Here is a 26,852-nt window from a genome sequence, read left to right on the forward strand (position 1 = left end):
GAGGGCGTGCCGGACACGGCCGGGACGCCCATGGACGCCCCGGCGCGGTCAGATCAGCACGTGATCGTCCGGGCGGCCGACGAAGGAGAACTGGGCGTTCCTGGTCAGCTTGATGTGGTCGGCCTGCCAGGTGTGCATCGCGGTGTCGGCGCTGCGCCAGTAGACGAAGTTGAAGCGGTCCGCCGAGTAGATCTTGACGGAGTCCTCCTTGAGGCGCCGTACGAGGTGGGTGTCCTCGCCCCTGGTGATGTCGGCGAAGCGGTACGAGCGGAACAGGTCCGCCTTGCCGAGGAACGTGCCTCCCTGCACCAGCCACGAGTAGCGGTGCTCCAGGCCGGGCAGGCGCAACATCGTGGTGTTGCTGCCCTCGAAGTACGCGTAGTGCGCGCCCTTGCCCGTGAGCTCCGCGTCGGAGTAGTCGAAGGACCTGACCAGGTCCGACAGGTAGTGCTCGCCGTAGAGGTTGTCGTCGTCCATCTTGGCGATCAGCTCGCCCTCGGCGGCGTCGATGCCCAGGTTCATGCAGGCGCCGAGCGACAGTTCGGCGGCGGCGGGCAGCACCACGACGTCAGAGATGCCCGCCATGCGAGCCTTGTCGGCCACCACGACCGGGTCGATGTCCAGGCCGTGCAGCACCATGATGAGCTGGAGCGGGCGGTGCCGCTGCTTGGCGACCGACGAGATCGCGTGCTCGATCTGCGCGGCGCGGTTGGTGGGCAGCACGACCGAGATCGAGCGCGACCTGGGCTCCACGTGGTGCCCCAGGTCCTGGAGGATCTGGTCCACGCGGTGCGAGAAGAGGTGCTTGTCGAACACCTCGCGCATCGCCAGGTGACCCATCCTGGCCCGCAGTTCGGGGCTGTTCATCAGGTGCAGCACCTGGTTGTAGGACTCGATCGGCTCGCGCGCGATCGGCACCAGGTCGCCGAAGGTCTCCTCGATCGCCCGCGACCAGCCCGACACGACGGGGGTCGAGCAGGCCGACAGCTCGAAGACGCGCCTGGCGCACATGGTCGGGGAGTCGAGCACGGAGTTGACGTTGAGGAAGACCTTGTACATCCGGTACGCGGCCAGCATCTGGTCATAGGGCAGCTCGCCCACGATGTGCGGCCGGTACTTCTCCGGCCAGGCGTACTTCTCGTCCACCTCGCCGTTGCGCGCGAAGATGTGCAGGCCCAGCTCCCTGACCGGATCGAGCACGGTCTCCATCTGCTCGCGCCGCTCGGGATGCTTGTCCCTGAAGTACATCCCGGCGAAGACCACGTCGTGCAGGCGGCCCTTGTTCTGCTGGATCGGGTTGTGCACGCGGGGCTGGGCGGCGAACTGCAGCACGTCCACCCGATCATGTCCCAAAATTTCCCGATATTTCGGCACCATGTCACCGTCGCAGGTGAACACGAAGTCGAACAGCTTGGCCGTGTCGATGAAGAAGTCGAAGTTGGGCGGGTCCTCCTTGTTCCAGAAGACCGTGGGGATGCCCTCCTGCCGGCACCACGCCACCAGCTCACGCAGCGGCTCCTTCGGAGCGTTCGTGCCGGTCATCTGGTAGCGCCAGCGGCCCTGGTTCCCGTGCCAGGCCGATTCGCAGAACAGCAGGTCGGGCCGCTTGTCGGCGAAGATCTCCGGCCAGTCCTTGAGCCCGAACTCGATCTGGTCCCACTCGTAGCGGAAGGCCATCCTGGAGAAGTCGTCGAGGATCACCGCGACCTTGAGGTCGGGCCGGGCCACCGGGCCGTTCGGCCACTTCACCGCGGGCACCTCGACCATGGGAGGACGGTTGCCGGCCAGCGCGGCGGCCTCGCTGACCGGCAGCGGCGGCTTGGGCGCCCGCTCCTTCGAGCGGACCGCCTCGACGATCCGTCCCGGGCTCTTCGAGCCCAGCGCCTCACCCAGCTTGAACGTCCGCTTGGCCTGGGTCGCCTCCAGCTTCCAGGTCGCGTACGCCGCCTTCGCCTCGGCGATCTCCAGCCGCCTGCGCAGCTCCGTGACCTCCGCCTCGTACCGCTCGACGAGCTTGCGCTCTTCCGGCAGCCAGTTGACGGGGCCGAGTCGCTGGTAGGTGGGCTGTTCTGGAGTATCGGCCATGGTGGTACGCCTATCGCTTAGCGGAGGGAACTCATAGTACGGCGGACATTGCCGCTATTCGCGGCGTTTGCCCTGAGAGGCAGGGGCGAGGTTGTCGCCCTTCAGCCAGGCGGCGATCACCGTGGCGATGCGCGGCCCGGCCTTGCCGTCCCACAGCACCGGCAGCTCACCGGCCGGCGTGGCCGCGCCGTCGGCCAGCGCCTTCTCCGCCGCCGCAGGCAGCAGTGCGGGGGTGACCAGGCGGTTCGTCCCGTGGGTGATCGTGATCGGCCGCTCGGTGTTGGGCCGGACGGTCAGGCAGGGGACGCCGAGCATGGTCGTCTCCTCCTGGACGCCGCCGGAGTCGGTGACGACCAGCGCCGCGCCGCGGACGAGTGAGAGGAAGTCCACATAGCCCAGCGGGTCGACCACCTTGATCGACTCGCCGTCCACCAGGCCCGCCTCGGCCAGCCGCGCCTTGCCGCGCGGGTGGATCGGCACCACGATCGGGATCTGCCGCGAGACCTCCAGCACCGCGTCCACCAGCTCCTTGGCGGCCTCCGGGGTGTCCACGTTGGCCGGGCGGTGCAGGGTGGCCACCGCGTAACGCGCGGGCAGCGCCAGCCGCGCCACCACGGGCGCCGGGTCCAGCGACGGCAGCGCCGCGTACAGGCTGTCGATCATGGGGTTGCCCACAAGGTGCACCTTCGACGCGGGCACGCCCTCGCCCGCCAGGTACGACAGCGCCTCCGGCGAGGTGGCGAACAGCAGGTCGGCCAGCGCGTCGGTGACGACCCGGTTGACCTCCTCCGGCATTCCGCGGTCGTAGGAGCGCAGCCCCGCCTCGACGTGCGCGGTCCGTACGCCCAGCTTGGCGCAGACCAGGATCGCGGCCAGCGTGGAGTTCACGTCGCCGTAGACGACGACCAGGTCGGGCTCGTGCTCCTGGACGACCTCCTCAAGGCCGACGAGCAGGGCGGCGGTCTGCTTGGCGTGGCTGCCTGAGCCGACCCCGAGGTTGGCCACCGGCTCGGGCAGGCCGAGATCGGCGAAGAAGACGTCGGACATCAGCGCGTCGTAGTGCTGACCAGTGTGGATGATGCCCTGCCGCACGCCGAGCTCGCCGAGTGCCCGCACCACCGGGGCCGCTTTCACGAAATTGGGACGAGCGCCCAAAACGTGCAGGACCAGGGGGTTTTCCCTCATTGACCTCGCCTTTCATAGCGGAAGGGAAAAAACGCTGCCTATGGTACGGTCCCAGCGTGGCATCCGACGCCAGTCGTCAAGACTCCTCCCGCAGATCTGACGGGGTCTCCGCGAAGTCCGCCCGTGCCGGCGTCGGTGGACTTCTCAAGGGCTTCGTCCAGCACCCGATCATCGTCTCCCGCGTGGTCGTGACGAAGGTCAAGTCCGACCCCGTCCGCGTGGCGCAGGCCGCCGCCGACGCGCTGCCCTCGGGCCTGCGCCCCATCGTCGGCAGCGTCGCCTGGCCGGCCGCTCGCCGGGCCAGGCGCATCGTGCGCAAGTTCGGCATGCGCGTGGTCAAGGGGCCGTGGAACGAGGCCAAGGAACTCTGGGAAGCCGGCCGGGTCAGCGAGGCATCCACCGTGCTGGACGCCCACGCCAAATACCCGTTCGTCAAGCGCAGGGCCGCCTACTACCGGGGCGAGCTGGCCGCGATCAGCCCCGACCCGATCCCGCCTGGGCCCAAGGTGGCCATCCTGGAGCGGGTCAAGGGCCGGGTGCTGCACCTGGTCACCAACGCGCTGCCGTACACGCAGGCCGGCTACACCGTCAGGACCCACCGCATCGTCACCGCGCAGAAGGCCGCGGGCATCGACCCGCACGTGGTAACCAGCTGGGGCTGGCCCATGCTGCAGGGGCACGCGGACGCGACGCCGTACGACGAGATCGACGGCATCCCCTACTACCGGCTGCTGCCGGGTGCTCACGGCGAGATGCCGTTCGAGATGCAGGGGCGCATGATCAAGGGAGCCGATCGGGTCACCAAGCTGGTCACCGAGCTGCGCCCGCAGGTCCTGCACGCCGCCACCGACCACCGCAACGGCTCCGTCGCCCACGCCGTGCGCGACAGGACCGGCACGCCGTTCGTCTACGAGGTGCGCGGCTTCCTTGAGGAGACCTGGGCCTCGCGCGACCCGATCAGGGTCGGCAGCCAGCGGCACGTGCTCCAGCGCGAGCGCGAGGCGTTCCTGATGCGCGAGGCCGACGCCGTCGTCACGCTGGCCGAGACGATGGCCACCGAGATCGTCGAGCGCGGCGTGCCGCGCGAGCGGATCCACCTGGCGCCCAACGCCGTGGACGACGAGCTGCTGTCGGCCCACTACGACGGGGCCTCGTTCAGGAGCGCGTACGGCATCGCCGACGGTGAGATCGTGGTCGGGTCGGTGTCCAGCATCGTGGCCTACGAGGGCTTCGCGACCCTACTGCGCGCCGCCGCGCTGCTGCGCGACCAGAACACCCCCGTGCGGGTGCTGATCGTCGGCGACGGCACCGAGCGCGACAACCTCCTCGAACTCGTCGAGGAGTTGGGCTTGCGCGACGCCATCCTGCCCGGCCGGGTCGGCCCCGACGAGGCGCTGCAGGCGCAGGACGCCATCGACATCTTCGCCTGCCCGCGTGAGGATCTGCGCGTCTGCCGACTTGTTACACCATTGAAACCCGTCGAGGCGATGGCGCTCGGGAAGCCCGTCGTGCTCAGCGATCTGCCCGCGCTGTCCGAGCTCGTCGGCTCCGACGGAGCCGGCCTGCTGGTCCCGCCCGGCGATCCCGCCGAGCTGGCCAAGGCCATCGCCGGGCTCCGTGAGGACCCGGCGCGGCGGGCCGAGATGGGTGAGGCGGGACGTGCGGAAGTGGCGGCGAAGCGGACTTGGAGCCGCGTTGCCGAGACTTATCAAGCCCTATACCGGTCCCTTGCCGAATGATGACCTTCGTGTTGGCTGTCTCTTACGACAGGTTCGGTCGCATTAGGCGTGAGCTAGGTGGACTTGAGATAACCTTTGCGACCATGAAGTGTTGTTTCCGGCTCCCAAAGGCACAGCTGTGACAGAAATCGACTTGGCTGTCATCGGTCTGGGCTACGTCGGCATGCCTCTCGCCAAGGAGGCAGTGGCCGCCGGCCTGCGGGTCGTCGGCGTGGACGTGGACCCGGCCAAGGTCGACGCGCTCAACGCCGGGCAGTCCTACATCGATGACCTGACCGACGCCGACCTTGAGCACATGCTGGCCAGCGGGTTCAGCGCCACGCTCGACGAGGCCGTGCTGGCCAGAAGCAACACGATCGTCATCTGCGTCCCGACCCCGCTCGACGAGGACCACCGCCCGGACCTGTCCGCGGTGGAGGGCGCGACCAGGGCCGTCGGCCGCAACCTGAGCAAGGGCACGCTCGTCGTGCTCGAATCCACCACGTGGCCCGGCACCACCGACGAGGTGGCCAGGCCGCTGCTGGAGAAGTCGGGGCTCGTCGCCGGCGAGGACTTCTCGCTGGCGTTCTCGCCCGAGCGCATCGACCCGGGCAACCCCAAGTTCGGCCTGCGCAACACACCCAAGGTCGTCGGCGGCTTCACTCCTGCCTGTCGCGACCGGGCCACGGCGTTCTACGGGCAGTTCATCGAGCAGGTGGTGCCGGTCAGCGGCACCCGCGAGGCCGAGATGGCCAAGCTGCTGGAGAACACCTACCGGCACGTCAACATCGCCCTCGTCAACGAGATGGCGATCTTCTGCGACGAGCTCGGCATCGACCTGTGGGAGTCCATCGAGGCGGCGGCCACCAAGCCGTTCGGCTTCCACAAGTTCCTGCCGGGGCCGGGGGTCGGCGGGCACTGCATCCCGGTCGACCCGTCGTACCTGTCGTACACGGTGCGCAAGCTCGGCTACCCGTTCCGGTTCGTGGAGCTGGCGCAGGAGATCAACGAGCGGATGCCCTCGTACGTGGTCGCTCGCGCACAACGGTTGCTCAACAGGCATAAAAAGGCCGTCAACGGCGCCAAAGTCGTTATGCTCGGCGTCACCTACAAACCGGATATCGCCGACGAGCGTGAGACTCCGGCCCTCCCCGTGGCGCGTGCGCTGCTGGAGTTGGGCGCCGAGCTCTCGTTCGCGGACCCGTACGTCAAGGAGTGGTCGGTGGACGGCACCCCGGTGCCGCGTGAGGAGGATCTGGCCGAGGCCGTGATCAACGCGGACGTGACGCTGCTGCTTCAGCAGCACGCCGCGTTCGACCTCGACATGGTCGAGGCCAAGGCCAGGCTCGTGCTGGACACCCGCGGCGTCCTCGCCGAGGGTGAACGCGTCGAGCGGCTGTAGCGACGGAGGGTTGCGCGCAGTGCACGTGCTCGTCATGACGGTGGTGCATAACCCCGAGGACGCGAGAATTCTGCATCGGCAGATCCGTGCCCTTGTGGATGCCGGTCATGAGGTCACGTACGCGGCGTCGTTCACGGCGCACGGCGTCGTGCCCCGGCCGTGGGTCACCGGTGTGGATCTGCCCAGGGCCGCCCAGCGCAAGCGGATGGCCGCGGTGTGGGCCGCGCGGCGGCTGTTCAAGCGCATGCGCGACAAGGTCGACCTCGTCCTCATCCACGACCCCGAGCTGCTGTTCGCGGTGTGGGGGATGCGGCACAGCCCGCCCGTGGTGTGGGACGTGCACGAGGACACCCCCGCCACGCTCTCGCTCAAGCCGTGGCTGCCGGCGCCGCTGCGGCCGCCGGTGCGCTTCCTGGCGCGCATGCTGGAGGGCACCGCGGAGCGGCACATGCACCTGCTGCTGGCCGAGACGGCCTACGCGGGCAGGTTCAAGGACGCCCACCTGATCGTCCCGAACGAGACCTGGGTGCCCGACTCCGTGACGCCGCCGGGCGACGACCGCGTGGTCTACCTCGGCTGGCTGTCCAGGGCGCGCGGCGTGTTCGAGGCCATCGAGGTGGCCAAGCTGCTGCAGCCGTACCGGGTGACGGTGGAGCTGATCGGGTACGCCGACCCGCAGAGCCGCCCGGTGCTCAACCAGGCCGTCACCGAGGGCCTGCTCGAATGGCGTGACTTCATGCCCAACGACGAGGCGCTCAAGCGGCTCGACGGGGCACTGGCCGGGCTGTCGTTACTGCACGACGAGCCCAACTACCGGCACTCGATGCCCACGAAGATCGTGGAGTACATGGCACACGGCATCCCGGTCATCACGACCCCGTCACCGCGGGCGGTCGAGCTGGTCGAGCGCTATGACAGCGGCGTCGTGGTGCCGTGGGAGGACCCCAAGGCGGTCGCGCAGGCCGTGCTGACCCTGCGCGACGACGTCAGGGAGCGGCGGGCGCAGGGCGCGCGGGGTTACGCGGCGGCCCGGGCCAACCACCACTGGCCCAACTCCGCCAAGCGGTTCGTGACACAGCTGGAGTCCTGGGCCGGGGTCAAGCCGTAACTCACGAGAACTGACGAGGGCGGGTAGGTTCCTGAACGTGCGCTGGCTCTTCCTGGTCGTGGGCGCCGCCATCCTGGCCGTGATCGCGGCCGTGATCATCGTGCTGCCGGACTCCGCGGAGAAGACGGCCCCCACGGCCGTCGCCTCGACGCCGGTCAAGACGACGGCCGCGCCGACGCCGGCGGTGAGCGAGTTCACCGACGACTGTGGAACGTTCGACACCGGCGAGAAGGCCCCCTACGCCGTCACCGGCTACTGGATCACCCCCAAGTCGAACCCCTGCACGTGGCGCAAGCAGCTGCAGGAGATCCACCGCGTCGGTGGCGACACGATCATCAGGATCGGCTACGGCCTGCAGTTCCGCACCGTCACCGACACCGGGCAGATCAAGGCCAAGGACGGCTCCGTCGACTCGCTCTACAAGGGCTGCGTCGAGAACGGCATGACCTGCTACGACGCCGCGCTGCACGACCTCCAGCAGGCCCATCCCGACAACCGGATCGGCCGCATGTACGTCTACCGCACCGACGAGTCGTTCGGCCCCGACCTGTTCCGCTGCCCCCAGATCGAACACCCGATCGTGGCCGGCAAGCGCATCTACTACCGGCTCATCACCCAGGCCGACGGCTCCGACGACGCCACCTGCGACTTCAGCGGCAAGCCCGGCTCCTACGACATGATCCTGGTCGCCGGCTCCGAGACCGACAGTCTGACCAAGCTGCTCGACCTGGCCGACCAGTTCGGCATGCGCGTCTTCCCCGCACTGCCGCTGGCCCCGCGCGACGCGAAGTCGCAGATCAGGGCCGAGAAGCGGCACCTCGGCACGCTCACCACGCTGACCCGGCGCATCCTCCAGGACTACGGCGCGCGCTTCGGCGAGCGCGACGCGCTGGGCGGCGTCTACCAGCCGTTCGAGGTGCAGATGTCGGCCACGCTGGCCACGAACCCGACGCTTGAGGTGTACGCCGACCAGCACATGATCGTCGAGCAGGAGTTGTCCGGCAAACCCATCCTGATCAGCCCCTATCTCGACGCGCGCAAGGAGGTCGCCTTCGGGCAGACGCCCAAGCAGGTGGCCGAGGGTTTCAAGGCGCTGGTGAAGGCCGGGGTCGGCATCATCGCGCCGCAGGACAGCCGGGGCACGGGCAAGGTGGGGCTGTTCTGGCCCGACGAGCGCGACGACGAGGTGGACGAGCGGCTGCGGTCGGTCCGGGGGGTGGGCGAGGAGGCCACGTACGGCGACGCGTACCACGGGTCCACCCGCGACTACTACCGCGAGATGGCGGCGGCCCGCCAGGAGATGATCGACTCCGGCTACCACGTGCAGCTCTGGGCGAACGTGGAGGCGTTCGAGCCCTCGGGCGACCCGCCCTGCGCCCCGCAGGGCACGCGCGGCAAGACCGACAAGAAACGCCTGGACCAGGCGGTCACGATGGCCGGACGGTACGTGCAGAAGATCGTCTCCTACATGTGGAGCGACTTCATGACCTGCGGCCGGCCGTCGCTGGAAGAGGAGATCGCCAAGGACTGGGGCCGGCCGATCGCCGTGGACGCGATCAGGCGCCCGCGCGACGTCCAGGACGGCGTGGAGGTGCGCGGTTACAACCTCAAGAACAGCACGATCACCCTCACCTGGTCGGGCGGCACCAAGGAGATGGTCGTCTCGGCCGTGGGCTGGCTGGACGAGGACCCGTTCGAGGAGGAACTGCCGGAGGGCATGGCGACGGCGTGGGTGCCGTTCGACTGGAGCCAGGTGCCGGGCGGGGAGTGGGTCAGGATCGGGGTCAAGGTGCCGTCGGGGCAGTCGGCCACCGAGCCCCTGCACGTACGCATCGTCACCTAGCCGGGGCGCGGGTCGCTCAGGGGCGCGCGTCCGGACCGGTGGCCCGGTTGCGCGCGGGCGGATCGGTCGTCTGGCAGGCCGGGGCGCACGGTTCGCTGCCCGCCCACGACTGCGTGTAACGTGCCTGCCATGGTCCCGAGCATCCCGGTCAGTGTCGACCTGGTCGTGCTCACCGTGCGTAACCAGGCCTTGAGCGCCCTCGTGTGGCGCCGCGACAATCCGCCGTTCCTGCGCCGCTGGTCGCTGCCCGGCGGCTTCATCCAGCTCGACGAAGACCTGCCCGCCGCCGCCCACCGCGTGCTCGCCGAGCGGGCCGGCCTCCCCGGCGCGCCGGTGCACCTGGAGCAGCTCCAGACCTACGGCTACCCCGACCGCGATCCCCGCCAGCGGGTGCTGAGCGTCGCCTACCTGGGTCTCGCCCCCGACCTGCCGGCCTCGGAGAAGGCCCACATGAGCTGGCAGCCGGTCGGCTCGCTCACGGTCATGGCCTTCGACCACCGGCGCATCATGCTCGACGGGATCGAGCGGGCCCGGGCCAAGCTGGAGTACACCTCGCTGGGGGCGGCGTTCTGCCCGCCGGAGTTCACCGTGGCCGACCTGCGGCGGGTCTACGAGATCGTCTGGGGCCGCCCGCTCGACCCGCGCAACTTCCACCGCAAGGTCACCAAGGCGAAGGACTTCCTGCTGGAGACCGGCGACACGACGACCAGAGACGGCGGCCGGCCGGCCAAGCTCTACCGCCGCGGTCCCGCCGAGCTGCTGCATCCGCCCATGCTGCGCAGCCTCAAGGAGTGAGCGGCGGGGCCGGAGGATGCCTCATCGCCCCCTGCCTTCTATGGTGAGGGCATGCCTCGTTTCCGCCAGATCCTGGACACCATGGCTGCCTACAAGGCGGGCAAAGCGGTCGTCGCTCCCGACGGGCGCTCCTACAAGCTGTCCTCCAACGAATCTCCCTACGATCCGCTGCCCTCCGTGGTCGAGGCCATCGCCGAGGCGGCGCGGGAGATCAACCGCTACCCCGACCCCGGCTCGGTCAAGCTGACCGAGGCCATCGCGGAGCGGTTCGGCGTGCCCTTCGACCACGTCGCGCTCGGCGCGGGGTCGGTCACCGTGGCGCAGCAGCTGTTCGAGGCGGTGGGCGAGCCCGGGGCCGAGGTCGTCTACGCGTGGCGCTCGTTCGAGGCCTACCCGCTCCTCGCCGACCTGGCCGGGGTCACCTCGGTCACCGTGCCGCTGGCGGGTGAGGACCACGACCTCGACGCCATGGCCGCGGCGATCAACGAGCGCACCCGCATGGTGTTCCTGTGCAACCCCAACAACCCGACCAGCACCGCCATCCGCCGCGACGGGCTGGAGTCGTTCCTCGCCCGGGTGCCCGAGGACGTGCTGGTGGTCATCGACGAGGCCTACCACGAATACGTGCGCGACGAGGACGTGCCCGACGGGCTCACCCTCTACCGAGACCGGCCCAACGTCTGCGTGCTGCGCACGTTCTCCAAGGCGTACGGGCTGGCCGGGCTGCGCGTCGGCTACCTGATCGCGCCCGAGCCGGTGGCCACGGCGGTGCGCAAGACGATCATCCCCTTCGCGGTCAACGCCCTCGCCCAGGTCGCCGCCATCGCCTCGCTCAAGGCCGAGGACGAGCTGCTCGAACGGGTCGAGCGAGTCGTCAAGGAGCGCACCCGAGTGCGTGAGGCGCTCATCGCGCAGGGCTGGACGGTGCCGCCCACCGAGGCGAACTTCGTCTGGCTGCGCCTCGGCGAGCGCACGCTCGACTTCGCCGCCGCCTGCGCGACCGAGGGCGTGGCGGTGCGACCGTTCCAGCCGGAAGGGGTGCGGGTGTCGATCGGCACGCCCGAGGCGAACGACGCCTTCCTCGCAGCGGCCCAGGCGTTCCGCCGCTAGCCGTCCGTCGGCCGTCAGGTGGCGGGCGGCGGACCTCACGGCCGCTCGCCGTCAGGTGGCGGCGGCCGTGACGGCCGCTCGCCGCCTGGTGCCGGTGCCGGTCAGGGCCGCTCGCCGCTCAAGGGGAGGCCGGGCTGCTGACGGGCGCGGGCTCGGTGGTGACGGCGGGCGTCCTGGATCGTCCGCGTCGCTCGGTGGAGACCACCAGTGCGACGCCGACCAGGATCACCAGCCCGCCGACCAGGATCTGGGGCGTCACGTGCTCGTCGACCACGAGCACGCCGAGGACGACGGCCACGATCGGGTTGACGTAGGCGTACGTCGAGACGAGCGAGATGGGCGCGTTGCCGAGCAGCCAGGTGTAGGCGGTGAAGCCGACCAGCGAGCCCACCAGCACCAGGTAGGCCAGCGCCAGCCACGACCGCCCGGAGACGGCGGCCAGGTCGAGCCGCTCGCCGAGCGACAGGCCGACCACGGCCAGCCCGAGGCCGCCGGCCAGCATCTCGATCGTGCTGGCGGTCCAGGCGTCGCGGGGCATCGGGATCCGGCCGGACAGGAACGAGCCGACCGACCACGACAGTGACGCCAGCAGGATCACCACGATCCCGCTGGCGTCGGCCGCCTCGCCGCCGCCGTTCAGCGACAGGGCCGCGACCCCGCAGAACCCGACCAGCACTCCGGCCAGCGTCGGCACGGCGGGCCGGTCTCTGAAGACGAGCCTGAGCACCACCAGCCAGAGCGGCACCCCGGCCACGAGCAGCGCGGCCAGGCCGGAGGAGATGTGCTGCTCGGCCACGGCGACCATGCCGTTGCCGCCGGTGAGCAGCAGCACGCCGACGAGTGCGGCGCCGCCGGCCTGGCGCCAGGACATCCTGAACGCCGCCCGGCCCTTCCTGATCAGCAGGAAGCCGCCGAGCAGCAGCCCGGCCGTCACGAATCGCAATGTGCCCTGGAGCATCGGCGGCAGGGTCTCGATGGAGATCCTGATGCCGAGGTAGGTCGAGCCCCACACCACGTAGACGATCGCCAGGGCGCCCCAGACAAGCAGTGGAGACCGGCTGTCAGTAGCGTTTGAACTCATGGCTCGTGACTCTATCGAGTTTCTCCGACAGAAGCCCAGCGGGTATCGGACTCGGCATCCGCCGGGCCGGTGGCGCGCGTTCTCCGCAAGCGCTGACGGCCTCGATGACGGGCCTTGTCTGCGCCCGTAGAACCTGGAGCCACTGTCGCCACGGAAGCGCTCCCAGCTACCCCACAGCCCCGCGCAGCAGCCCTTCACGCGGGGGAGGTGGCCCGAAAGGCCCGAAATGCCGCCAAAGGCAGATCGCAAGGCTGCGCCGTGGCGGCAGGGAGAGGGGATTTGGTGCCCCCGTCCGAATCGCGTCGATCGGGGGCGTGGGAGAACATACCCCCCATCCACCCGCGTCAACCAATTAGTTCACAAGAGTCAACGTTCTTGTTGGCTGTCCTGACACCCTCCGTCAATGCGGTGGTCACGCGAGGGTGCGGGCCCGCCGTGCCGCGACACGGCGGGCCATACTTCCACCCCAGGTCAGCCCCAGGTTCAGCGCGGCCCGAGCTTCTCCACGATCAGCCGGTACAGCTGCCTGGGACGCCCGGGTTGCGGCGTACGGTTCGGCGGAAGCGGCCACGCGAGTCCCTCGTCAACCAACGTGCGCAGCAACCGCCGGGCCGTACGGGGCGTGACGCCGAGCATCTTGCCCGCGCCCTCGGCATCGACCACGGTGTCGCCGCCTTCGAGCTTCGCCGCCAGCCTGGCCAGTACCTCCACCCCCTTGGGCTTGAGTGCGGTGGCCCCGGTAGGGGGCATCCGGGGGGCCGGGATGAGCGCCCGCCCCTCGCGATCCACCGCGAATCCCTGTGCTTGTTTACCCGCCTGGGTCCGCGCGAGCGCGGCCCTGGCGTGCGACTCCGCGTCATGCGTCGTACGCCCCATGCCCACGCCGACCTCGACCGCCAGCCCCAGCTCGTCCCTGATCCTGGCGGCGAAGGGCAACACCCTGAACCCGTCCGTCGCAGCGGCGATCGAGCCCCTGGTGGCGGTCACCAGGTAGCTGTGATCGTCGATGGGCCAGACGGTGGCGTTGATCCGGTTCGCCTCCTGGACCAGGAGCCGGTGCAGCGACAGCCGCAGCTCGTCGCGCCAGTAGCGGGGCGCGGCGCGGCGCACGGGTTCGCGCAGCGTCGGCACCTCCACCAGCACGACCGTGAGCTGTGACTCCTCCAGCCGGTGATGCGCCCCGAGCAGCGCCGCGGTGTGCAGCGCCGTCCGGACCGCCGCCGACGTCGGCCTGATCCTGATGACCGGTACGCCCGCCGCGTGCAGGCGCTCGGCCACCGCGGGCAGGCACGTCAGCGCTCCCGTAGTGGCTCCCTGACGGGCCAGGCGTTCGTGGTAGGCCGCGATCGTGCCGGTGGCTCCCGGCTCGTCGCGGCTGTGCACGTCCGCGGCGGGGATGCCGAGGTCGGTGTACGCCTCCTCGACATCGGCCCTGCTGACCACGTCGATGCTGACCTTCTGGGGATCCATGCGGGTGTCCAGCGCGGCCTTGGCCAACGCCGCCACCAGTGCGGCTCCGCCGAGTTGCACGTACGTCGCGGGCATCGTCAGCACGCCGGATCGCCTGGCCAGGTCGTAGGGGACCGGGCTGGCGAACAGACATGCGTCGACACCGGGACCGAGCCGCGTCACCTTGTCGGGCGCCTCCTGTTCATCGCGGTACGCGGCCGCGACCAGGCGACACGGCAGCGGCGCCGCGGCGTGACCCATCAGCATGACTCGCTCGACCAGGTCGTGGGGTCCGACCACGCCGATGGTGAGGTCCGGTGTCATAGCGCCCGGGCGTGACACTCGGGGAGTTTCTTCGGCCCTCTCGACCAATGTTCGTCCCATCCTGCCGTCCGTTGCAGTGCTCTCTTTTGGAACGATCGCTCGCGGGGGCCGTAATGTCACGCCCGACTTTTCCGGAAAGCCGTTCTGGTTGACCGCCCGACATGATGTTCTGGCAGCTCAAAGCGGATTTTCTACCGTTTTTTAGCGCTCTGAAATCTCTCGTGTAATGTCCGCGCCGAGTGCGCGCATTCGCGCCGCGAGATGCGCGTGGCCGCGATCGATCAGGTATCCCGAGTCGATCTGGGTCTCCCCTTCGGCGGCCAGGCCGGCGAGAACGAGCGCGATCCCCGAACGCAGGTCGTGAGCCGTCACCTGGGTGCCGGTGAGCGGGGTGCGGCCGCGGACGACGGCCCTGCTCCCCTCGACCTCCACGTTGGCGCCCATCTTGTTCAGCTCGCCGGCCAGCGCGAAGCGACCGTCGAAGATGCGCTCATGGATGTAGCTGGTGCCGTCGGCGAGCGCCGCGACCGTCATCATCGGGGACTGCAGGTCGGTGGCGAACCCCGGATAGGTGTCGGTGATGATGTTGATCGGCCGCAGCGGGCCGCCGCAGCGTACGTGGAGCACCGCGCCCTGGCGGTGGAACTCCACGCCCATCTGCTCCAGCTTGTAGCGCACGACGCCCAGGTCGAGGCCGGTTCCCACGAGGCTGACCTCACCGCCGGTGATCGCCGCCGCCATCGCGAAGACGCCGGCGTCGAGGCGGTCGGGCATGACCGTGTGCTCGACCGCGTGCAACTCCTCGACGCCCTCCACGGTGATGAAGCCGGTGCCGCCGCCGCTGATGCGCGCGCCCATTTTGGTGAGCATGTCGATGACGTCGAGCACCTCGGGCTCCAGCGCCGCGTTCTCGATCACGGTGGTGCCCTTGGCCAGGGCGGCGGCCATGATGAGGTTTTCGGTGCCGGTGTGGGAGGGGGTGTCGAGGTAGAGGGTGGCGCCGGTCAGGCCGGAGGCCTTGACGTGGATGACGGTCTCGCCCTCGTCCACGATCGCGCCCAGCCGCTTGTAGCCGAGATAGTGGAAGTCGAGGTTGCGGCTGCCCAGGTTGCAGCCGCCGACCCCCTCCACGATCGCCTCGCCGAGGCGGTGGAGCAGGGCGGGGGTGAACAGCACGGAGCCGCGGAAGCGCCGGGCGATCTCGGCGGGCAGGACCGGGCTGTTCACCTTGGAGGCGTCGATGACCAGCGTGCGCTCGGACTCGTGCAGCTCGACGTACGCGCCGATCGCCTCGGCCAGCTCGACCGCGCGGCGGACGTCCTCGATGATCGGCACGTTGCGCAGGACGGTGCGGCCCGTCGGGGCGAGCAGAGCCGCGCCGATCATGGGAAGCACGGCGTTTTTCGCGCCCTGGATGAACGCGGTTCCACGCAGTGCGTTGCCACCGCGCACGCGGTAACGGACCATTCGTGCGGCTCCTTGATTTCTGGCGGTGAGGCTCGATCGGGCCAACAGTAGTCGCTCACACCACATGACCCAGCCGAATCATCCGCTAAAGGAAGCCCCCGTGATGCGCTCATACGCTTCTAGGTATCGCTGCTTGGTCAGCTCGACGATGTGGTCGGGGAGCCGAGGTGGGGGGTTTCCTGAGTCTTTGTCCCATCCAGATTCGGGCGATAGTAGCCAATCGCGTACAAATTGCTTGTCAAACGACGTTTGGGAACGGCCGGGTTTCCATTCGTCGGCCGGCCAGAACCGCGACGAGTCGGGCGTCAGCACCTCGTCGCCCAGCGTCAGCACGCCGTCTGCGTCCCAGCCCAGCTCGATCTTCGTGTCGGCCACGATGATGCCCCGCTCGCGGGCGATCTCCGCGCCGCGCGTGTAGACCGCCAGCGTGATCCGCCGCAGCTCCGCGGCCGTCTCCGCGCCGACCAGCGCCACGACCTGCTCGTACGGGATCGGCTCGTCGTGCTCGCCCTGGGGCGCCTTGGTGGACGGCGTGAAGATCGGCTCGGGCAGCCGCGAGCCGTCCTCCAGCCCGGGCGGCAGCGCCACCCCGGACACCGTGCCGCTCGCGCGGTATTCGTTCAGCCCGCCGCCCGCCAGATAGCCCCTGGCCACGCACTCGACCTGGACCATCTTCAGCGGCCGGCACAGCACGCTGCGGGAGTCGTCGCCGTGGCCCGCGACGTGGTTGGGCACGACGTCCTTGAGCTGGTCGAACCACCACAGCGACATCTGCGTGAGGATGGCCCCCTTGTCGGGGATGTCGGGCTCCATGACGTAGTCGAAGGCCGAGATCCGGTCGGAGGCGACCATGAGCAGCAGGCCCTCGTCGGTCTCGTAGAGGTCGCGTACCTTGCCGGAGTGCACACGCTTCATCGGGCGATGTCCGTTCTGTGGAAGGAACCGCGCAGTCCGATCCCGGCGACGAGGTCGTAGGCCGCCCGGCGCGCGCTCTCCTGGTCGGGCCCGTGGCCGACCACGTTGAGCACCCGCCCGCCGCTGGAGACGATGTCGTCGCCGGCCCGTTTCGTGCCGGCGTGGATGACGTACGCGTTCGCGGTCTCGCGCAGCCCTGTGATCACGTCGCCCTTGACCGGCGACTCCGGGTAGCCCTCGGCCGCGATCACCACGGTCACGGCCGCGCCGTCGCGGAAGACCGGGTCGAGCCCGAGCTCACCGGTCGCGCTGGCCATCAGCAGCCCGCCGAGCGGAGTCTCCAGCCGGTCGAGCAGCACCTGCGTCTCGGGGTCGCCGAAGCGGGCGTTGAACTCGACCACCTTCGGCCCCTTGGCGGTCAGCGCCAGGCCCACGTAGAGCACCCCCTGGTACGGCAGCCCGCGCCGGGCCAGCTCGCCGATCGTCGGATGCACGACCTCCCGCATGACCTGCTCGGTCAGCCCTTCGGGCGCCCACGGCAGCGGCGTGTAGGCGCCCATGCCGCCGGTGTTGGGCCCTTCGTCGCCGTCGTAGGCCCGCTTGAAGTCCTGCGCCAGTTGCAGCGGCACGGCCGTGCTCCCGTCGCACAGCGCGAACAGCGACACCTCGGGTCCGTCGAGGAACTCCTCGATCACCACCCGCTCGCAGGCCCGCGCGTGGGCGAGCGCCTTGTCGCGGTCGTCGGTGACGACCACGCCCTTGCCCGCGGCCAGCCCGTCCTCCTTGACCACGTAGGGGGCGCCGAACTCGTCGAGCGCCGCGGCGGCCTCCTCCTCGGTCTCGCACGTCCTGGCCCGCGCGGTCGGCACGTCGGCCGCCCGCATGATCTCCTTGGCGAACGCCTTCGACCCCTCGATCATGGCCGCGTCACGTGAGGGCCCGAAACAGGCGAAGCCCGCCTCGCGCACCGCGTCGCTCACGCCCGCCACGAGCGGCGCCTCCGGCCCCACCACGACGAGGTCGACCCGCAGCCGCGCCGCCAGCTCGGCCACCTGCCCGGGGTCGAGCGGATCGACCGGATGGACGGTCGCGACCTCCTCGATGCCAGGATTGCCTGGCGCACAGTGAAGCTCGCTGACCTGGGGATCGAGCTTGAGTGAACGGCACAGGGCGTGCTCACGCCCACCGGATCCAATGACTAGAACGCGCACGCGCTCCATTGTCGCAGGCCCGCCGCCTGACACGCCCTCCGGTCACCGAGGACGGCGCCCGCCGGAGGCGTTGGGACGGCATCCGCCGGGAGGCGAGGACGGCGGCCGGCGGAAGCGTTGGGACGGCATCTGCCGGAATAGGCAAGAAACTTTGTGGAGTTCTACCTGAGCGGAAGGACTCCGGGCGGGTATCGTCAATGAGGTTCACCCGCCTGTGGTAGCTTGAGGCGGCTTCGCGGCGTCCCCATGCGATTGGAGGTGGTCCGGGATGAATCCTGGTGATCCCAGCAGTACGTGCTCGCACACGTACGACCTGCTTACCCCCGACCACTCCAATTCGGCAGCCTGATCGTGCCTCCACGCAATCCGTGTTGATTGAGGTGACTTCATCGCGCGTGGAGCGTCCCTGGTCGGGCGGAAAGGGACTGCCATGCGCTCGTCCACCCTTTTCCGTCGCATCAACCGCCACCCCGTGCCCACGCGGGTTCCGCACCAGCTCGTCAAGCCCGTACGCGAGGTGTGCGTGCCGCCCGTCGACTCGATAGTCGAGTTCGGCGCCTACGTACAGGGCGAGAAGGTCGACGCCTCCGGCATCGTCGAGGCACTCGACCTCGTTCGCGAGCACAACAAGAGCTCCGACGGCGTCAACGCGTTCGTCTGGGTCGGGCTGCACGAGCCCGCCGCTCCCGAGGTGGAGTGGCTGGCCGAGGTCTTCGGGCTGCACCCGCTGGCCGTCGAGGACGCCGTCAAGGCCCACCAGCGGCCCAAGGTCGAGCGTTACGGCGAGTCGCTGTTCATGGTGCTCAAGACGATCGCCTACCTCGACCACGACGAGCTGACCGCCAACAGCGAGATCATCGCCACCGGCGAGATCATGGTGTTCCTGGGCGTGGACTTCGTGGTCACGGTGCGCCACGGCGAGCACTGCCCGCTCACCGGCGTCCGCGAGCGCCTCGAAGACGAGCCCAAGCTGATGGACCGGGGCCCGGCCGGCGTCCTGCACGCCATCGCCGACCATGTGGTCGACCAGTACCTCCAGGTGGCCGACCTGATGCAGTTGGAGCTCGAAGAAGTCGAGGCGACCGTCTTCGCCGACGTCAGCTCCCGTGACATCAACCGGATCTACCAGCTCAAGCGCGAGATGCTGGAGATGAAGCGGGCCGTCACCCCGCTCCAGGCCCCCTTGTCGGCGCTGCCCCAGCGCCGGGTCGTCCCCTCCGCCATGCGCGAATACTTCCGCGACGTCGGCGACCACCTGTCGCGCGTGTGCGAGCAGGTCGAGGCGTCGAACGAGCTGTGCAGCTCGATCCTCCAGGCCGCGCTGGCCCGCTCCAACGCGCTGGCCAACGAGGACATGCGCAAGATCTCCTCCTGGGTGGCCATCCTGGCCGTGCCCACGATGATCGCCGGAATTTATGGCATGAACTTCGACTTCATGCCGGAGACCAAGCAGGTCTGGGGTTATCCGGCCGTGCTCGCGGTCATGATCACGGCCTGCGTCCTGCTGCACCGCGGCTTCCGCCGCAACGGCTGGCTCTGACCCGCGGGTCGCTTCGGCCCGCGCGGGCCGGCTCAGACGCTCACGGGACGGAGCGGGGCCACCGGCAGGGGCAGCGCAAGCCCTCGCTCCTGCCACAGCTCCCGCATCCGGTCGGGATAGTCGGTGACGATCCCGGCCGCTCCCAGGTCCAGCATCCTGGCCGCCAGCTCGGGCTCGTTGACGGTCCAGACCGCCACGTCGAGCCCGGCCGCCTCGGCCTGCTCCATCAGGCTCTCGTCCACCATGATGTGCTCGGGCGAGAGCGTGGTGGCCCCGGCCGCACGCGCGGCGGCGGGCACGTCGTCGCCCACGCCGTCGTTCCAGTGCAGGGTGTCCAGCTCGATCAGCGCGAAGCGCCGCGTGCCCGGCGCCAGCTCGGCGGCGTGCCTGATGATCCGCCAGTCGAAACTGAGGATGGCAACGTTGTCGAGCCGGCCGTGCCGGTCGAGCTCCTCGACGACCAGCGCGGTGAACAGCTCGGGGTCGGGGGTGACCTCAGGCCGCGTCGGGTCGGACTTGAGCTCGACGTGCAGCCGTACGCTCTCCGCCTCGTAGGCGTTGACCAGCCCCAGCACCGCGCCGAGCGTCGGCATGCGGGTCTCGGGCATGGGGACCTGCGTCAGCGCGAACGGGTCGTCGGGGTGGCGCGGCAGCCGTACGCCGACGTCGAGCGTGCGCAGCTGGGCCAGGGTGAGTGCGTTGATGGGCTTGCCGACGTACGGGTAGAGCGGGTCGCCGGCGTAGACCGGACGCCGGTCGGCACTGGTCACGGCCGACACCGTGAGGTCGTGCGTGAGCACGAGGCGCCGATCGGCGGTGAGCGCGACGTCGAGCTCGAGCGCATGCACGCCCAGCTCCATCGTGCGGCTCATCCCCGGCAGGGTGTTCTCCGGCCAGAGGCCGCGAGCCCCCCGGTGGCCATGTATCTCAACGTGCACAACCGGGACCCTACCTGGCGCGGGGCACGACCAGGCGCCGCCACGCCGTGTCCTTTTTATCCTGCTACGCCCGGTCGGATGAATCTGGGCAGACAATAGGCTGTTCTCCATGACGGAGGTTCTCAAACCAACCCATTCCCCCGTAGTTCGGGCATGGGTTGAAGGATGGGTCATCTCCCGCAGCGTTCCCCGGCCCGTACGCGAGCCGTGGGGTCTGCGCGTGGACGTCGGCCTGCCCGGTCACGTGGCCCGCCACGTCCTGGCCACCCCGACCCCCGAGATCCTCCGCCACCTGACCCGCACCCTCACCGTCCCCGGCACCTGGCTCAAGCTGTGCGCCCCGGTCGAGTCCGTCGCCCCGCACCTGCCGCCCGGCTGGGCCGTGCAGGAGCCCGAGTTCATGATGACCGCCCCGCTCGTCCGCGACGCCCCCGCCGCTCCGCCCGGCTACACCCTGGCCGTCACCACCCGATCGGGCGTCACCGCCGCCCGCTTGCTCACGGCGGCGGGCGAGGTCGCGGCGCGGGGCCAGTTCGCGGTGGCGGGCACGACGGCGGTCGTGGACCGGGTGGAGACGGCGGCCGGCCACCGCCGCCGCGGCCTCGGCACGATCGTCATGAAGACGATCGCGGCCACGGCGGCCCTGAGAGGCGCCCGCACCGGCGTCCTGGTCGCCACCGCCCAGGGCCAGGCCCTGTACGAAACCCTCGGCTGGCGCCTGCACACCCCGGTGACCGCCGCCGTCCTGACGCCTCCCGGGGATGACCTGCCTTCGTAGGCCCCGGGGCACGGCCTTTCCCGGAGTGGGGACGGCCCGAAGTGGGGACGGCGTCGTGCGCCATCCCCACGGATCCGGGTCAGACCAGAGGGCGGACCACGACGGTCTGGTCGCGGCCGGGGCCGACGCCGATGGCCGAGATCGGGGCGCCGCTCATCTCCTCCAGCGTCCGCACGTACGCCTGCGCGTTCGGCGGCAGGTCGTCGAACGACTTGGCGCTGGTGATGTCCTCCTGCCAGCCGGGGAACTCCTCGTAGATCGGCTTGGCGTGGTGGAAGTCGGTCTGCGTCATCGGGATCTCGTCGTGCCGGACCCCGTCCACCTCGTAGGCCACGCACACCGGGATCCGCTCCAGGCCCGACAGCACGTCGAGCTTGGTCAGGAAGTAGTCGGTGACGCCGTTGATGCGGGTCGCGTACCGGGCGATCACCGCGTCGAACCAGCCGCAGCGGCGGTTGCGGCCGGTCGTGACGCCGTACTCGCCGCCGGTCTGGCGCAGCCAGTCGCCCATCTCGTCGGTCAGTTCGGTCGGGAACGGGCCGGAGCCGACGCGGGTGGTGTACGCCTTCAGGATGCCGATGATCTTCGTCAGCCGGTTCGGCGGGATGCCGGCCCCGGCGCACGCGCCGCCCGAGGTGGGCGAGGACGACGTGACGAACGGGTACGTGCCGTGGTCGATGTCGAGCAGCGTGCCCTGCCCGCCCTCCAGCAGCACGAACTTCCCCTCGTCCAGCGCCTTGGACAGCACCAGCGAGGTGTCTGCGATGTGCGGCTTGAGCCGCTCGGCGTAGGCGAGGTATTCGTCGAGGACGGCGGCCGGCTCGATGCCCCGCCGGTTGTAGACCTTGGTCAGCACCTGGTTCTTCTCGGTCAGGGCGACCTCGATCTTCTTGGCCAGGATGCCCGGGTCGAGCAGGTCCTGCACGCGCACGCCCATGCGGGCGATCTTGTCGCCGTACGCGGGACCGATGCCGCGCCCGGTGGTGCCGATCTTGGCCTTGCCGAGGTAGCGCTCGGTGACCTTGTCGAGGGCCTTGTGGTGCGGCATGATCAGGTGCGCGTTCGACGAGATCAGCAGCCGCTCGGCGGAGATGCCGCGCTCGGCCAGCCCGTCGATCTCGCCCAGCAGCACGCCCGGGTCGATCACCACCCCGTTGCCGATGACGGGGACCACCTCCGGCGACAGGATCCCGGTGGGCAGCAGGTGCAGCGCGTACTTCTGGTCACCGATGACCACGGTGTGTCCCGCGTTGTTGCCACCCTGATAGCGGACGACGTAGTCGACGTCGCCACCGAGCAGGTCGGTGGCCTTGCCCTTGCCCTCATCGCCCCACTGGGCACCAACGAGAACGGCAGCCGGCATGGTTCAGTCTCCCGAGCACAAAACGAAAACCCCTGACGCAAGCGCGGCAGGGGCTCTTGCGTAGAGAGACTACCCGAACGTGTCTATTCGTCCCAAGAGCTATCCCTTGGTCAGCGCGTCGTACCCCGTTTCCGTGCTGTCCTTGAGGAACTGCAGACACCGTTCGGCCTCGTCCTTCTCGCCGATCGCCTGCGCGGCACGGGACAACGCGTACAGGCAGCGCAGGAAGCCCCTGTTGGGCTCGTGCTCCCACGGGATGGGCCCGTGACCCTTCCAGCCGCTGCGGCGCAGCGCGTCGAGCCCGCGGTGGTAGCCCGTACGGGCGAAGGCGTAGGAGGTGACGGCGTGTCCCTGCGCGAAGTATTCCTCCGCGAGCGCGGCCCACGCCGCCGGGTAGGCGGGGAAGCGGGCGGCCACGTCGGAGGCTTTGGCCCCGGACTCCAGCGCCTCCCTGGCCTCGGGCAGGTCCGGCAGGTGAGTCGGGGGCGGCCCGGCGAGAAGGTTATCCATAGGACAAGTCATACCCGCCGAGCCGCTGAACTGGCTAGGAGATCTTCGTCCCAGTGCTCTTCAGGCTCCGGCACGCCTCGACGACGCGGGCGGCCATCCCGGCCTCGGCGGACTTGCCGTACGAGCGCGGGTCGTAGGCCTTCTTGTTGCCGACGTCACCGTCGACCTTGAGCACGCCGTCGTAGTTCTTGAACATGTGGTCCGCGATCGGGCGGGTGAAGGCGTACTGGGTGTCGGTGTCGACGTTCATCTTGACCACACCGTAGGAGATGGCCTCCTGGATCTCCTCCAGCAGCGAGCCGGAGCCGCCGTGGAAGACCAGGTCGAACGGCTTCTCCTTGCCGTACTTGGCGCCCACCGCCTCCTGGATCTCCTTGAGGACGCTCGGGCGCAGCTTGACGTGACCGGGCTTGTAGACGCCGTGCACGTTGCCGAACGTGGCCGCCAGCATGTAGCGGCCCTTCTCGCCGATGCCGACGGCCTCGGCGGTGGCCAGCGCGTCCTCGGCCGTGGTGTAGAGCTTCTCGTTGATCTCGCCGACGACGCCGTCCTCCTCGCCGCCGACGACGCCGATCTCCATCTCCATGATGATCCGCGCCCTGGCGCACTTGTCGATGAGCTCCTTGGCGATCTCCAGGTTCTCGTCCAGGGGTACGGCGGAGCCGTCCCACATGTGCGACTGGAACAGCGGGTCGAGGCCCTTGGCCACCCGCTCCAACGAGATGTCGATCAACGGCCGCATGAAGCCGTCGAGCTTGTTCTTCGGGCAGTGGTCGGTGTGCAGGGCGACCGTCACGGGGTATTTGGCGGCCACGATCCGCGCGTACTCGGCCAGCGCCGTCGCGCCCGTGACCATGTCCTTGACCGTCGCGCCCGAGAGGAATTCGGCGCCGCCCGTCGAGACCTGCACGATGCCGTCGCTCTCGGCCTCGGCGAAGCCGCGCAGAGCGGCGTTCAGGGTCTGCGAGGAGGTCACGTTGATCGCCGGGTAGGCGAATCCGCCGGCCTTGGCCCGGTCGAGCATCTCAGCGTAGACCTCTGGAGTCGCAATAGGCATGATTCATCTCCCTGAGAAGTTACGGCTTCGCGCCAGGGCCCAGTATCCCGGCTCACTACCCGCTGTGGTAGTGACAACGCCTCTCGGATGGTCATGTCGCGCCTGTCCGCTACTAGTAGGCTCTCGGCGTGGACTGGCTTCTGAATCTCCTCGACCCGACGTGGTGGCTCACCATTCTCGGTGCATTCGCCACCATCGGCGTTCTCGCGATCATCTTCGCCGAAACGGGTTTGCTGCTCGGGTTCTTCCTGCCCGGCGACTCGCTGCTCGTGGCCGCGGGGATTTTCAGCTCGGCCTCGGTGGCGGCGGGAATGGGCATCGCCCCGCTCTCCCTGCCCGTGCTGCTGATCGGCACACCGCTGTGCGCCATCGCCGGCGCCCAGCTCGGGCATTTCCTGGGCGCCCGCTTCGGCCGCCGGCTCTTCGACAAACCCGATTCGCGGTTGTTCAAGAAGGAGCACGTGCTGCGGGCCGAGGAGTTCTTCGAGAAGTTCGGGCCCGCCAAGGCCGTGATCCTGGCCAGGTTCGTGCCGATCGTGCGCACGTTCATGAATCCCGTCGCGGGCGTGCTGGAGATGAGCCCCAAGCGATTCTTCGTCTGGAACGTCGTCGGCGGCGTCGTCTGGGTCGAGGGCCTCATCCTGCTCGGCCATTTCCTCGGCGGCCAGGTCGATCCCAAGCAGATCGACAAGTACATCCTGCCGGGCGTCTTCGTCATCGTGTTCATCTCGCTGATCCCGATCTTCGTGGAGGCGTTCAAGCACCGCAGGGCGGCCAAGTCGCTCCCCGTGCCCAACGGCAAGCACCACCGCGTGGGCCAGGCGGGCGACTGACGGCGCGGGCGGCGCGTTGACGGCGGCGAGCGACCGCCGTCGGCGACGGCGGCGGGGGATCATCAGCGGGTACGCTGCCCAGTGTGGGACGCCACAGCTCAGAACCCATGGGCATCGCCCGATTAGCGCTCGTCGTCGTGGCGGCGGGGGCCGTGGTGACACTGCTGGTCATCGGCGGCATCACGCTGATCGGATCGGGCGGCACGTCACCGCCCGAGCGTGAGCCCGCCTCGGCCCCGGCCACCACCTCAGAGGCCGCGGAACCGGCCGCCACCGCGCAGGCGCCGACCGTGCGCATCGAATGCCTCGCGGAGACCTGCCCCCTCGTCACCGTCCGCGTGCCCGGCGGTGACGTGCTGCAGTATCGGGAGATGAGCAGGGGCGAGGAGGTCAGTTACTTCGAGCCGGAGCTCGACGTGGTGCTCAGCGACGCCGGCGCGGTACGCGTCACGGAGAACGGCGAACTGCGCGAACCGGGCAAGCCGGGCGCCCGGGAAGCCTTCACCGTCAAGGGCCCTGACAAGCCCGCCACCCCGACCGGTTCCGCATCCGACTCCGAAGACGGCTGATCGCGGGTGGTCAGAGGCCGAGGTCGGTGAGGGTGTAGGCGGTGCGGTAGTCGAGGCCCTCGGCGGTGACGCGCTCCCTGGCCCCCCGGTCGACGATGGTCGCCACGGCCACCACCTCGGCGCCCGCCTCGCGCAGCGCCTCCACGGCCGTCAGCGGTGACGAGCCCGTCGTCGAGGTGTCCTCGACGGCCAGCACCCGCCGCCCCTTGACCTCAGGCCCCTCGATGCGCCGCTGCATGCCGTGCGCCTTCTGCGCCTTGCGCACCACGAACGCGTCGAGCGAACGCCCCCGCGCCGCCGCCGCGTGCAGCATCGCGACGGCCACCGGGTCGGCCCCCATGGTGAGCCCGCCCACCGCCTCGTAGTCGAGGTCGGCCGTCAGGTCGAGCATCACGTTGCCGACGAGCGGCGCGGCCACCCCGTCGAGCGTGATCCGCCGCAGGTCGAGGTAGAAGTCGGCCTCCTTGCCCGAGGACAGGGTGACCTTGCCGTGCACGATGGCCTTGCGCTTGATCTCGGCCAGGAGGTTGTCGCGATCCGTCATGGGTCCAAGCTTATGGTCCTGATCAGCGCGAGAGCCCGCCGCCCATGCCTCCGGCCAGGACGTCCCCGTCCGCTCCGCGAGTAAAGCCGCCGACGCGGTTTAGTCACGACAGGGAATGCGGAATGATTGCGCGGGGCAACCCCGTGTAATCGTGAGGTCACTATGGGTGTCGAAACGCCGCAGAGCGATGCGGAGCTGCTACAGGCGGTGAGGGCGGGTAACGCCGCCGCGTACGGGGAGCTCTACGAGCGCCACGTCGCCGCCGCCCGCGCGCTGGCCCGGCAGCTCGTCAGGGGTGCCGAGGTGGAGGACGTGGTCGCGGAGTCGTTCACGAAGATCCTCGACCTCGTGGGCAGGGGCGGCGGCCCCGACTCCGGCTTCCGCACCTACCTGCTCACCGTCGTCCGGCGCACGGTCTACGACCGCTCCAGGGTCGAGAGCCGCCAGGTGACCACGGGAGAGATCGAGCTGTACGACCCGGGGGTGCCCTTCGTCGACCCGGCGCTCGTCGGCCTGGAGAAGTCGCTGATCGCCAGGGCCTTCCTGTCGCTGCCCGAGCGCTGGCGGGCGGTGCTGTGGCACACCGAGGTCGAGCGGCTCAAGCCGGCCGGGGTGGCGCCGCTGCTGGGGCTGTCGGCCAACGGGGTGGCGGCGCTGGCGTACCGGGCCAGGGAGGGGCTGCGGCAGGCGTACCTGCAGTTGCACCTCGGCACGCTGCCTGAGCACGAGTGCCGGCCGATGCTGGCCAAGATGGGTGCTTATGTGCGCGGAGGGCTGGCCAGGCGCGACTCCAAGGCGATCGACGAGCACGTGGACGGCTGCGAGGAGTGCCACGGCGTGCTGCTGGAGTTGACCGACGTCAACCGCGGGCTGCGCGTCATGGTCGGGCCGCTCATCGCCGGGCCGCTGTTCGGCGGCTACGCGGCGGCGCTGGCCAGGACGTCCGTCGCCGGCGGCGGCGAGGGCGGCGTGCTGCGCGCCTTCGGGTGGCTGCGGCGGGCGCCGAAGGGCCGGCAGGCGGCGGTGG

The 26,852-nt window shown here is 69.7% G+C and carries 23 protein-coding genes; 11 read left to right on the plus strand and 12 right to left on the minus strand.

Annotated elements, in window-relative coordinates; genetic code table 11:
• Nucleotides 1-48 precede the first annotated feature (48 nt).
• Both ABFX54_RS06750 and wecB read right to left on the minus strand, forming a co-directional pair.
• Entirely contained in the window at nt 49-2,085 is a 2,037-nt protein-coding gene (locus ABFX54_RS06750; protein ID WP_346102328.1) for a glycosyltransferase family protein, read from the minus strand.
• Nucleotides 2,086-2,139: 54 nt separating this feature from the next.
• Entirely contained in the window at nt 2,140-3,270 is a 1,131-nt protein-coding gene (gene wecB, locus ABFX54_RS06755; protein WP_346102330.1) for a non-hydrolyzing UDP-N-acetylglucosamine 2-epimerase, read from the minus strand.
• A gap of 56 nt (nt 3,271-3,326) precedes the next feature.
• Here wecB and ABFX54_RS06760 point away from each other — a divergent pair, with 56 nt between their 5' ends.
• The 6 genes from ABFX54_RS06760 to hisC all read left to right on the plus strand — a co-directional run bounded on the left by ABFX54_RS06760 (nt 3,327) and on the right by hisC (nt 11,246).
• Complete coding sequence (locus ABFX54_RS06760) at nt 3,327-5,009, plus strand: glycosyltransferase family 4 protein (RefSeq protein WP_346102332.1); 1,683 nt, start codon at nt 3,327-3,329, stop codon at nt 5,007-5,009.
• A 133-nt stretch (nt 5,010-5,142) separates the two neighbouring features.
• The gene (locus ABFX54_RS06765) at nt 5,143-6,390 is read left to right on the plus strand and encodes a nucleotide sugar dehydrogenase (RefSeq protein ID WP_346102334.1); all 1,248 of its coding nucleotides are present in this window, start codon (nt 5,143-5,145) and stop codon (nt 6,388-6,390) included.
• A 19-nt stretch (nt 6,391-6,409) separates the two neighbouring features.
• Entirely contained in the window at nt 6,410-7,498 is a 1,089-nt protein-coding gene (locus ABFX54_RS06770; RefSeq protein WP_346102372.1) for a glycosyltransferase, read from the plus strand.
• Nucleotides 7,499-7,535: 37 nt separating this feature from the next.
• On the plus strand, nt 7,536-9,341 hold the full coding sequence (locus tag ABFX54_RS06775; RefSeq protein ID WP_346102336.1) for a DUF4434 domain-containing protein: 1,806 nt from the start codon (nt 7,536-7,538) through the stop codon (nt 9,339-9,341).
• A 129-nt stretch (nt 9,342-9,470) separates the two neighbouring features.
• Nucleotides 9,471-10,136, plus strand: coding sequence for an NUDIX hydrolase (locus ABFX54_RS06780; RefSeq protein ID WP_346102338.1), 666 nt, complete (start codon nt 9,471-9,473; stop codon nt 10,134-10,136).
• A gap of 51 nt (nt 10,137-10,187) precedes the next feature.
• The gene (gene hisC, locus ABFX54_RS06785) at nt 10,188-11,246 is read left to right on the plus strand and encodes a histidinol-phosphate transaminase (RefSeq protein ID WP_346102340.1); all 1,059 of its coding nucleotides are present in this window, start codon (nt 10,188-10,190) and stop codon (nt 11,244-11,246) included.
• 118 nt (nt 11,247-11,364) lie between these two features.
• Here the strand turns inward: hisC and ABFX54_RS06790 are convergent, their stop codons facing one another.
• From ABFX54_RS06790 to purD, 5 genes are all read right to left on the minus strand, one after another.
• Nucleotides 11,365-12,327, minus strand: a complete 963-nt coding sequence (locus tag ABFX54_RS06790; protein WP_346102342.1) for an EamA family transporter — start codon at nt 12,325-12,327, stop codon at nt 11,365-11,367.
• Nucleotides 12,328-12,810: 483 nt separating this feature from the next.
• Nucleotides 12,811-14,100 (minus strand): GTP cyclohydrolase IIa, encoded by a 1,290-nt coding sequence (locus ABFX54_RS06795; protein WP_106247572.1) that lies wholly within the window; start codon nt 14,098-14,100, stop codon nt 12,811-12,813.
• Nucleotides 14,101-14,301: 201 nt separating this feature from the next.
• Nucleotides 14,302-15,567, minus strand: a complete 1,266-nt coding sequence (murA, locus tag ABFX54_RS06800) for a UDP-N-acetylglucosamine 1-carboxyvinyltransferase (protein WP_346102344.1) — start codon at nt 15,565-15,567, stop codon at nt 14,302-14,304.
• A gap of 78 nt (nt 15,568-15,645) precedes the next feature.
• On the minus strand, nt 15,646-16,482 hold the full coding sequence (locus tag ABFX54_RS06805; protein ID WP_346102346.1) for a phosphoribosylaminoimidazolesuccinocarboxamide synthase: 837 nt from the start codon (nt 16,480-16,482) through the stop codon (nt 15,646-15,648).
• Nucleotides 16,479-17,693 (minus strand): phosphoribosylamine--glycine ligase, encoded by a 1,215-nt coding sequence (gene purD / locus ABFX54_RS06810; protein WP_346102348.1) that lies wholly within the window; start codon nt 17,691-17,693, stop codon nt 16,479-16,481. The genes ABFX54_RS06805 and purD overlap by 4 nt, the downstream gene beginning before the upstream one ends.
• Before the next feature lie 430 nt (nt 17,694-18,123).
• Between purD and corA the strand changes: the two genes are divergently transcribed.
• The gene (gene corA / locus ABFX54_RS06815) at nt 18,124-19,233 is read left to right on the plus strand and encodes a magnesium/cobalt transporter CorA (protein ID WP_346102349.1); all 1,110 of its coding nucleotides are present in this window, start codon (nt 18,124-18,126) and stop codon (nt 19,231-19,233) included.
• A 32-nt stretch (nt 19,234-19,265) separates the two neighbouring features.
• On the opposite strand, the gene ABFX54_RS06820 is transcribed toward corA, so the two are convergent.
• The gene (locus tag ABFX54_RS06820) at nt 19,266-20,171 is read right to left on the minus strand and encodes a glycerophosphodiester phosphodiesterase family protein (protein WP_346102351.1); all 906 of its coding nucleotides are present in this window, start codon (nt 20,169-20,171) and stop codon (nt 19,266-19,268) included.
• Between the two features lie 109 nt (nt 20,172-20,280).
• Between ABFX54_RS06820 and ABFX54_RS06825 the strand changes: the two genes are divergently transcribed.
• Nucleotides 20,281-20,949, plus strand: coding sequence for a GNAT family N-acetyltransferase (locus ABFX54_RS06825; RefSeq protein ID WP_346102352.1), 669 nt, complete (start codon nt 20,281-20,283; stop codon nt 20,947-20,949).
• Between the two features lie 79 nt (nt 20,950-21,028).
• Here the strand turns inward: ABFX54_RS06825 and ABFX54_RS06830 are convergent, their stop codons facing one another.
• The 3 genes from ABFX54_RS06830 to fbaA all read right to left on the minus strand — a co-directional run bounded on the left by ABFX54_RS06830 (nt 21,029) and on the right by fbaA (nt 23,879).
• Entirely contained in the window at nt 21,029-22,312 is a 1,284-nt protein-coding gene (locus tag ABFX54_RS06830) for an adenylosuccinate synthase (protein ID WP_346102354.1), read from the minus strand.
• A 99-nt stretch (nt 22,313-22,411) separates the two neighbouring features.
• The gene (locus tag ABFX54_RS06835) at nt 22,412-22,822 is read right to left on the minus strand and encodes a DUF3151 domain-containing protein (protein WP_346102355.1); all 411 of its coding nucleotides are present in this window, start codon (nt 22,820-22,822) and stop codon (nt 22,412-22,414) included.
• Nucleotides 22,823-22,856: 34 nt separating this feature from the next.
• Nucleotides 22,857-23,879, minus strand: a complete 1,023-nt coding sequence (fbaA, locus tag ABFX54_RS06840; RefSeq protein WP_346102357.1) for a class II fructose-bisphosphate aldolase — start codon at nt 23,877-23,879, stop codon at nt 22,857-22,859.
• A gap of 128 nt (nt 23,880-24,007) precedes the next feature.
• Between fbaA and ABFX54_RS06845 the strand changes: the two genes are divergently transcribed.
• Together ABFX54_RS06845 and ABFX54_RS06850 are read left to right on the plus strand one after the other, a co-directional pair.
• On the plus strand, nt 24,008-24,712 hold the full coding sequence (locus ABFX54_RS06845; RefSeq protein ID WP_346102358.1) for a DedA family protein: 705 nt from the start codon (nt 24,008-24,010) through the stop codon (nt 24,710-24,712).
• Nucleotides 24,713-24,795: 83 nt separating this feature from the next.
• Nucleotides 24,796-25,281, plus strand: coding sequence for a hypothetical protein (locus ABFX54_RS06850; RefSeq protein ID WP_346102360.1), 486 nt, complete (start codon nt 24,796-24,798; stop codon nt 25,279-25,281).
• Between the two features lie 10 nt (nt 25,282-25,291).
• Here ABFX54_RS06850 and pyrE read toward each other — a convergent pair whose 3' ends face one another.
• Entirely contained in the window at nt 25,292-25,825 is a 534-nt protein-coding gene (pyrE, locus tag ABFX54_RS06855) for an orotate phosphoribosyltransferase (RefSeq protein WP_346102362.1), read from the minus strand.
• A 207-nt stretch (nt 25,826-26,032) separates the two neighbouring features.
• On the opposite strand from pyrE, the gene ABFX54_RS06860 reads away from it, so the two are divergent.
• The coding region (locus tag ABFX54_RS06860; protein ID WP_346102364.1) for a sigma-70 family RNA polymerase sigma factor at nt 26,033-26,852 on the plus strand (820 nt) is incomplete at its 3' end.

The sequence above is a fragment of the Nonomuraea maheshkhaliensis genome (genome assembly GCF_039529435.1).
Classification (GTDB): Bacteria; Actinomycetota; Actinomycetes; order Streptosporangiales; family Streptosporangiaceae; genus Nonomuraea; species Nonomuraea maheshkhaliensis.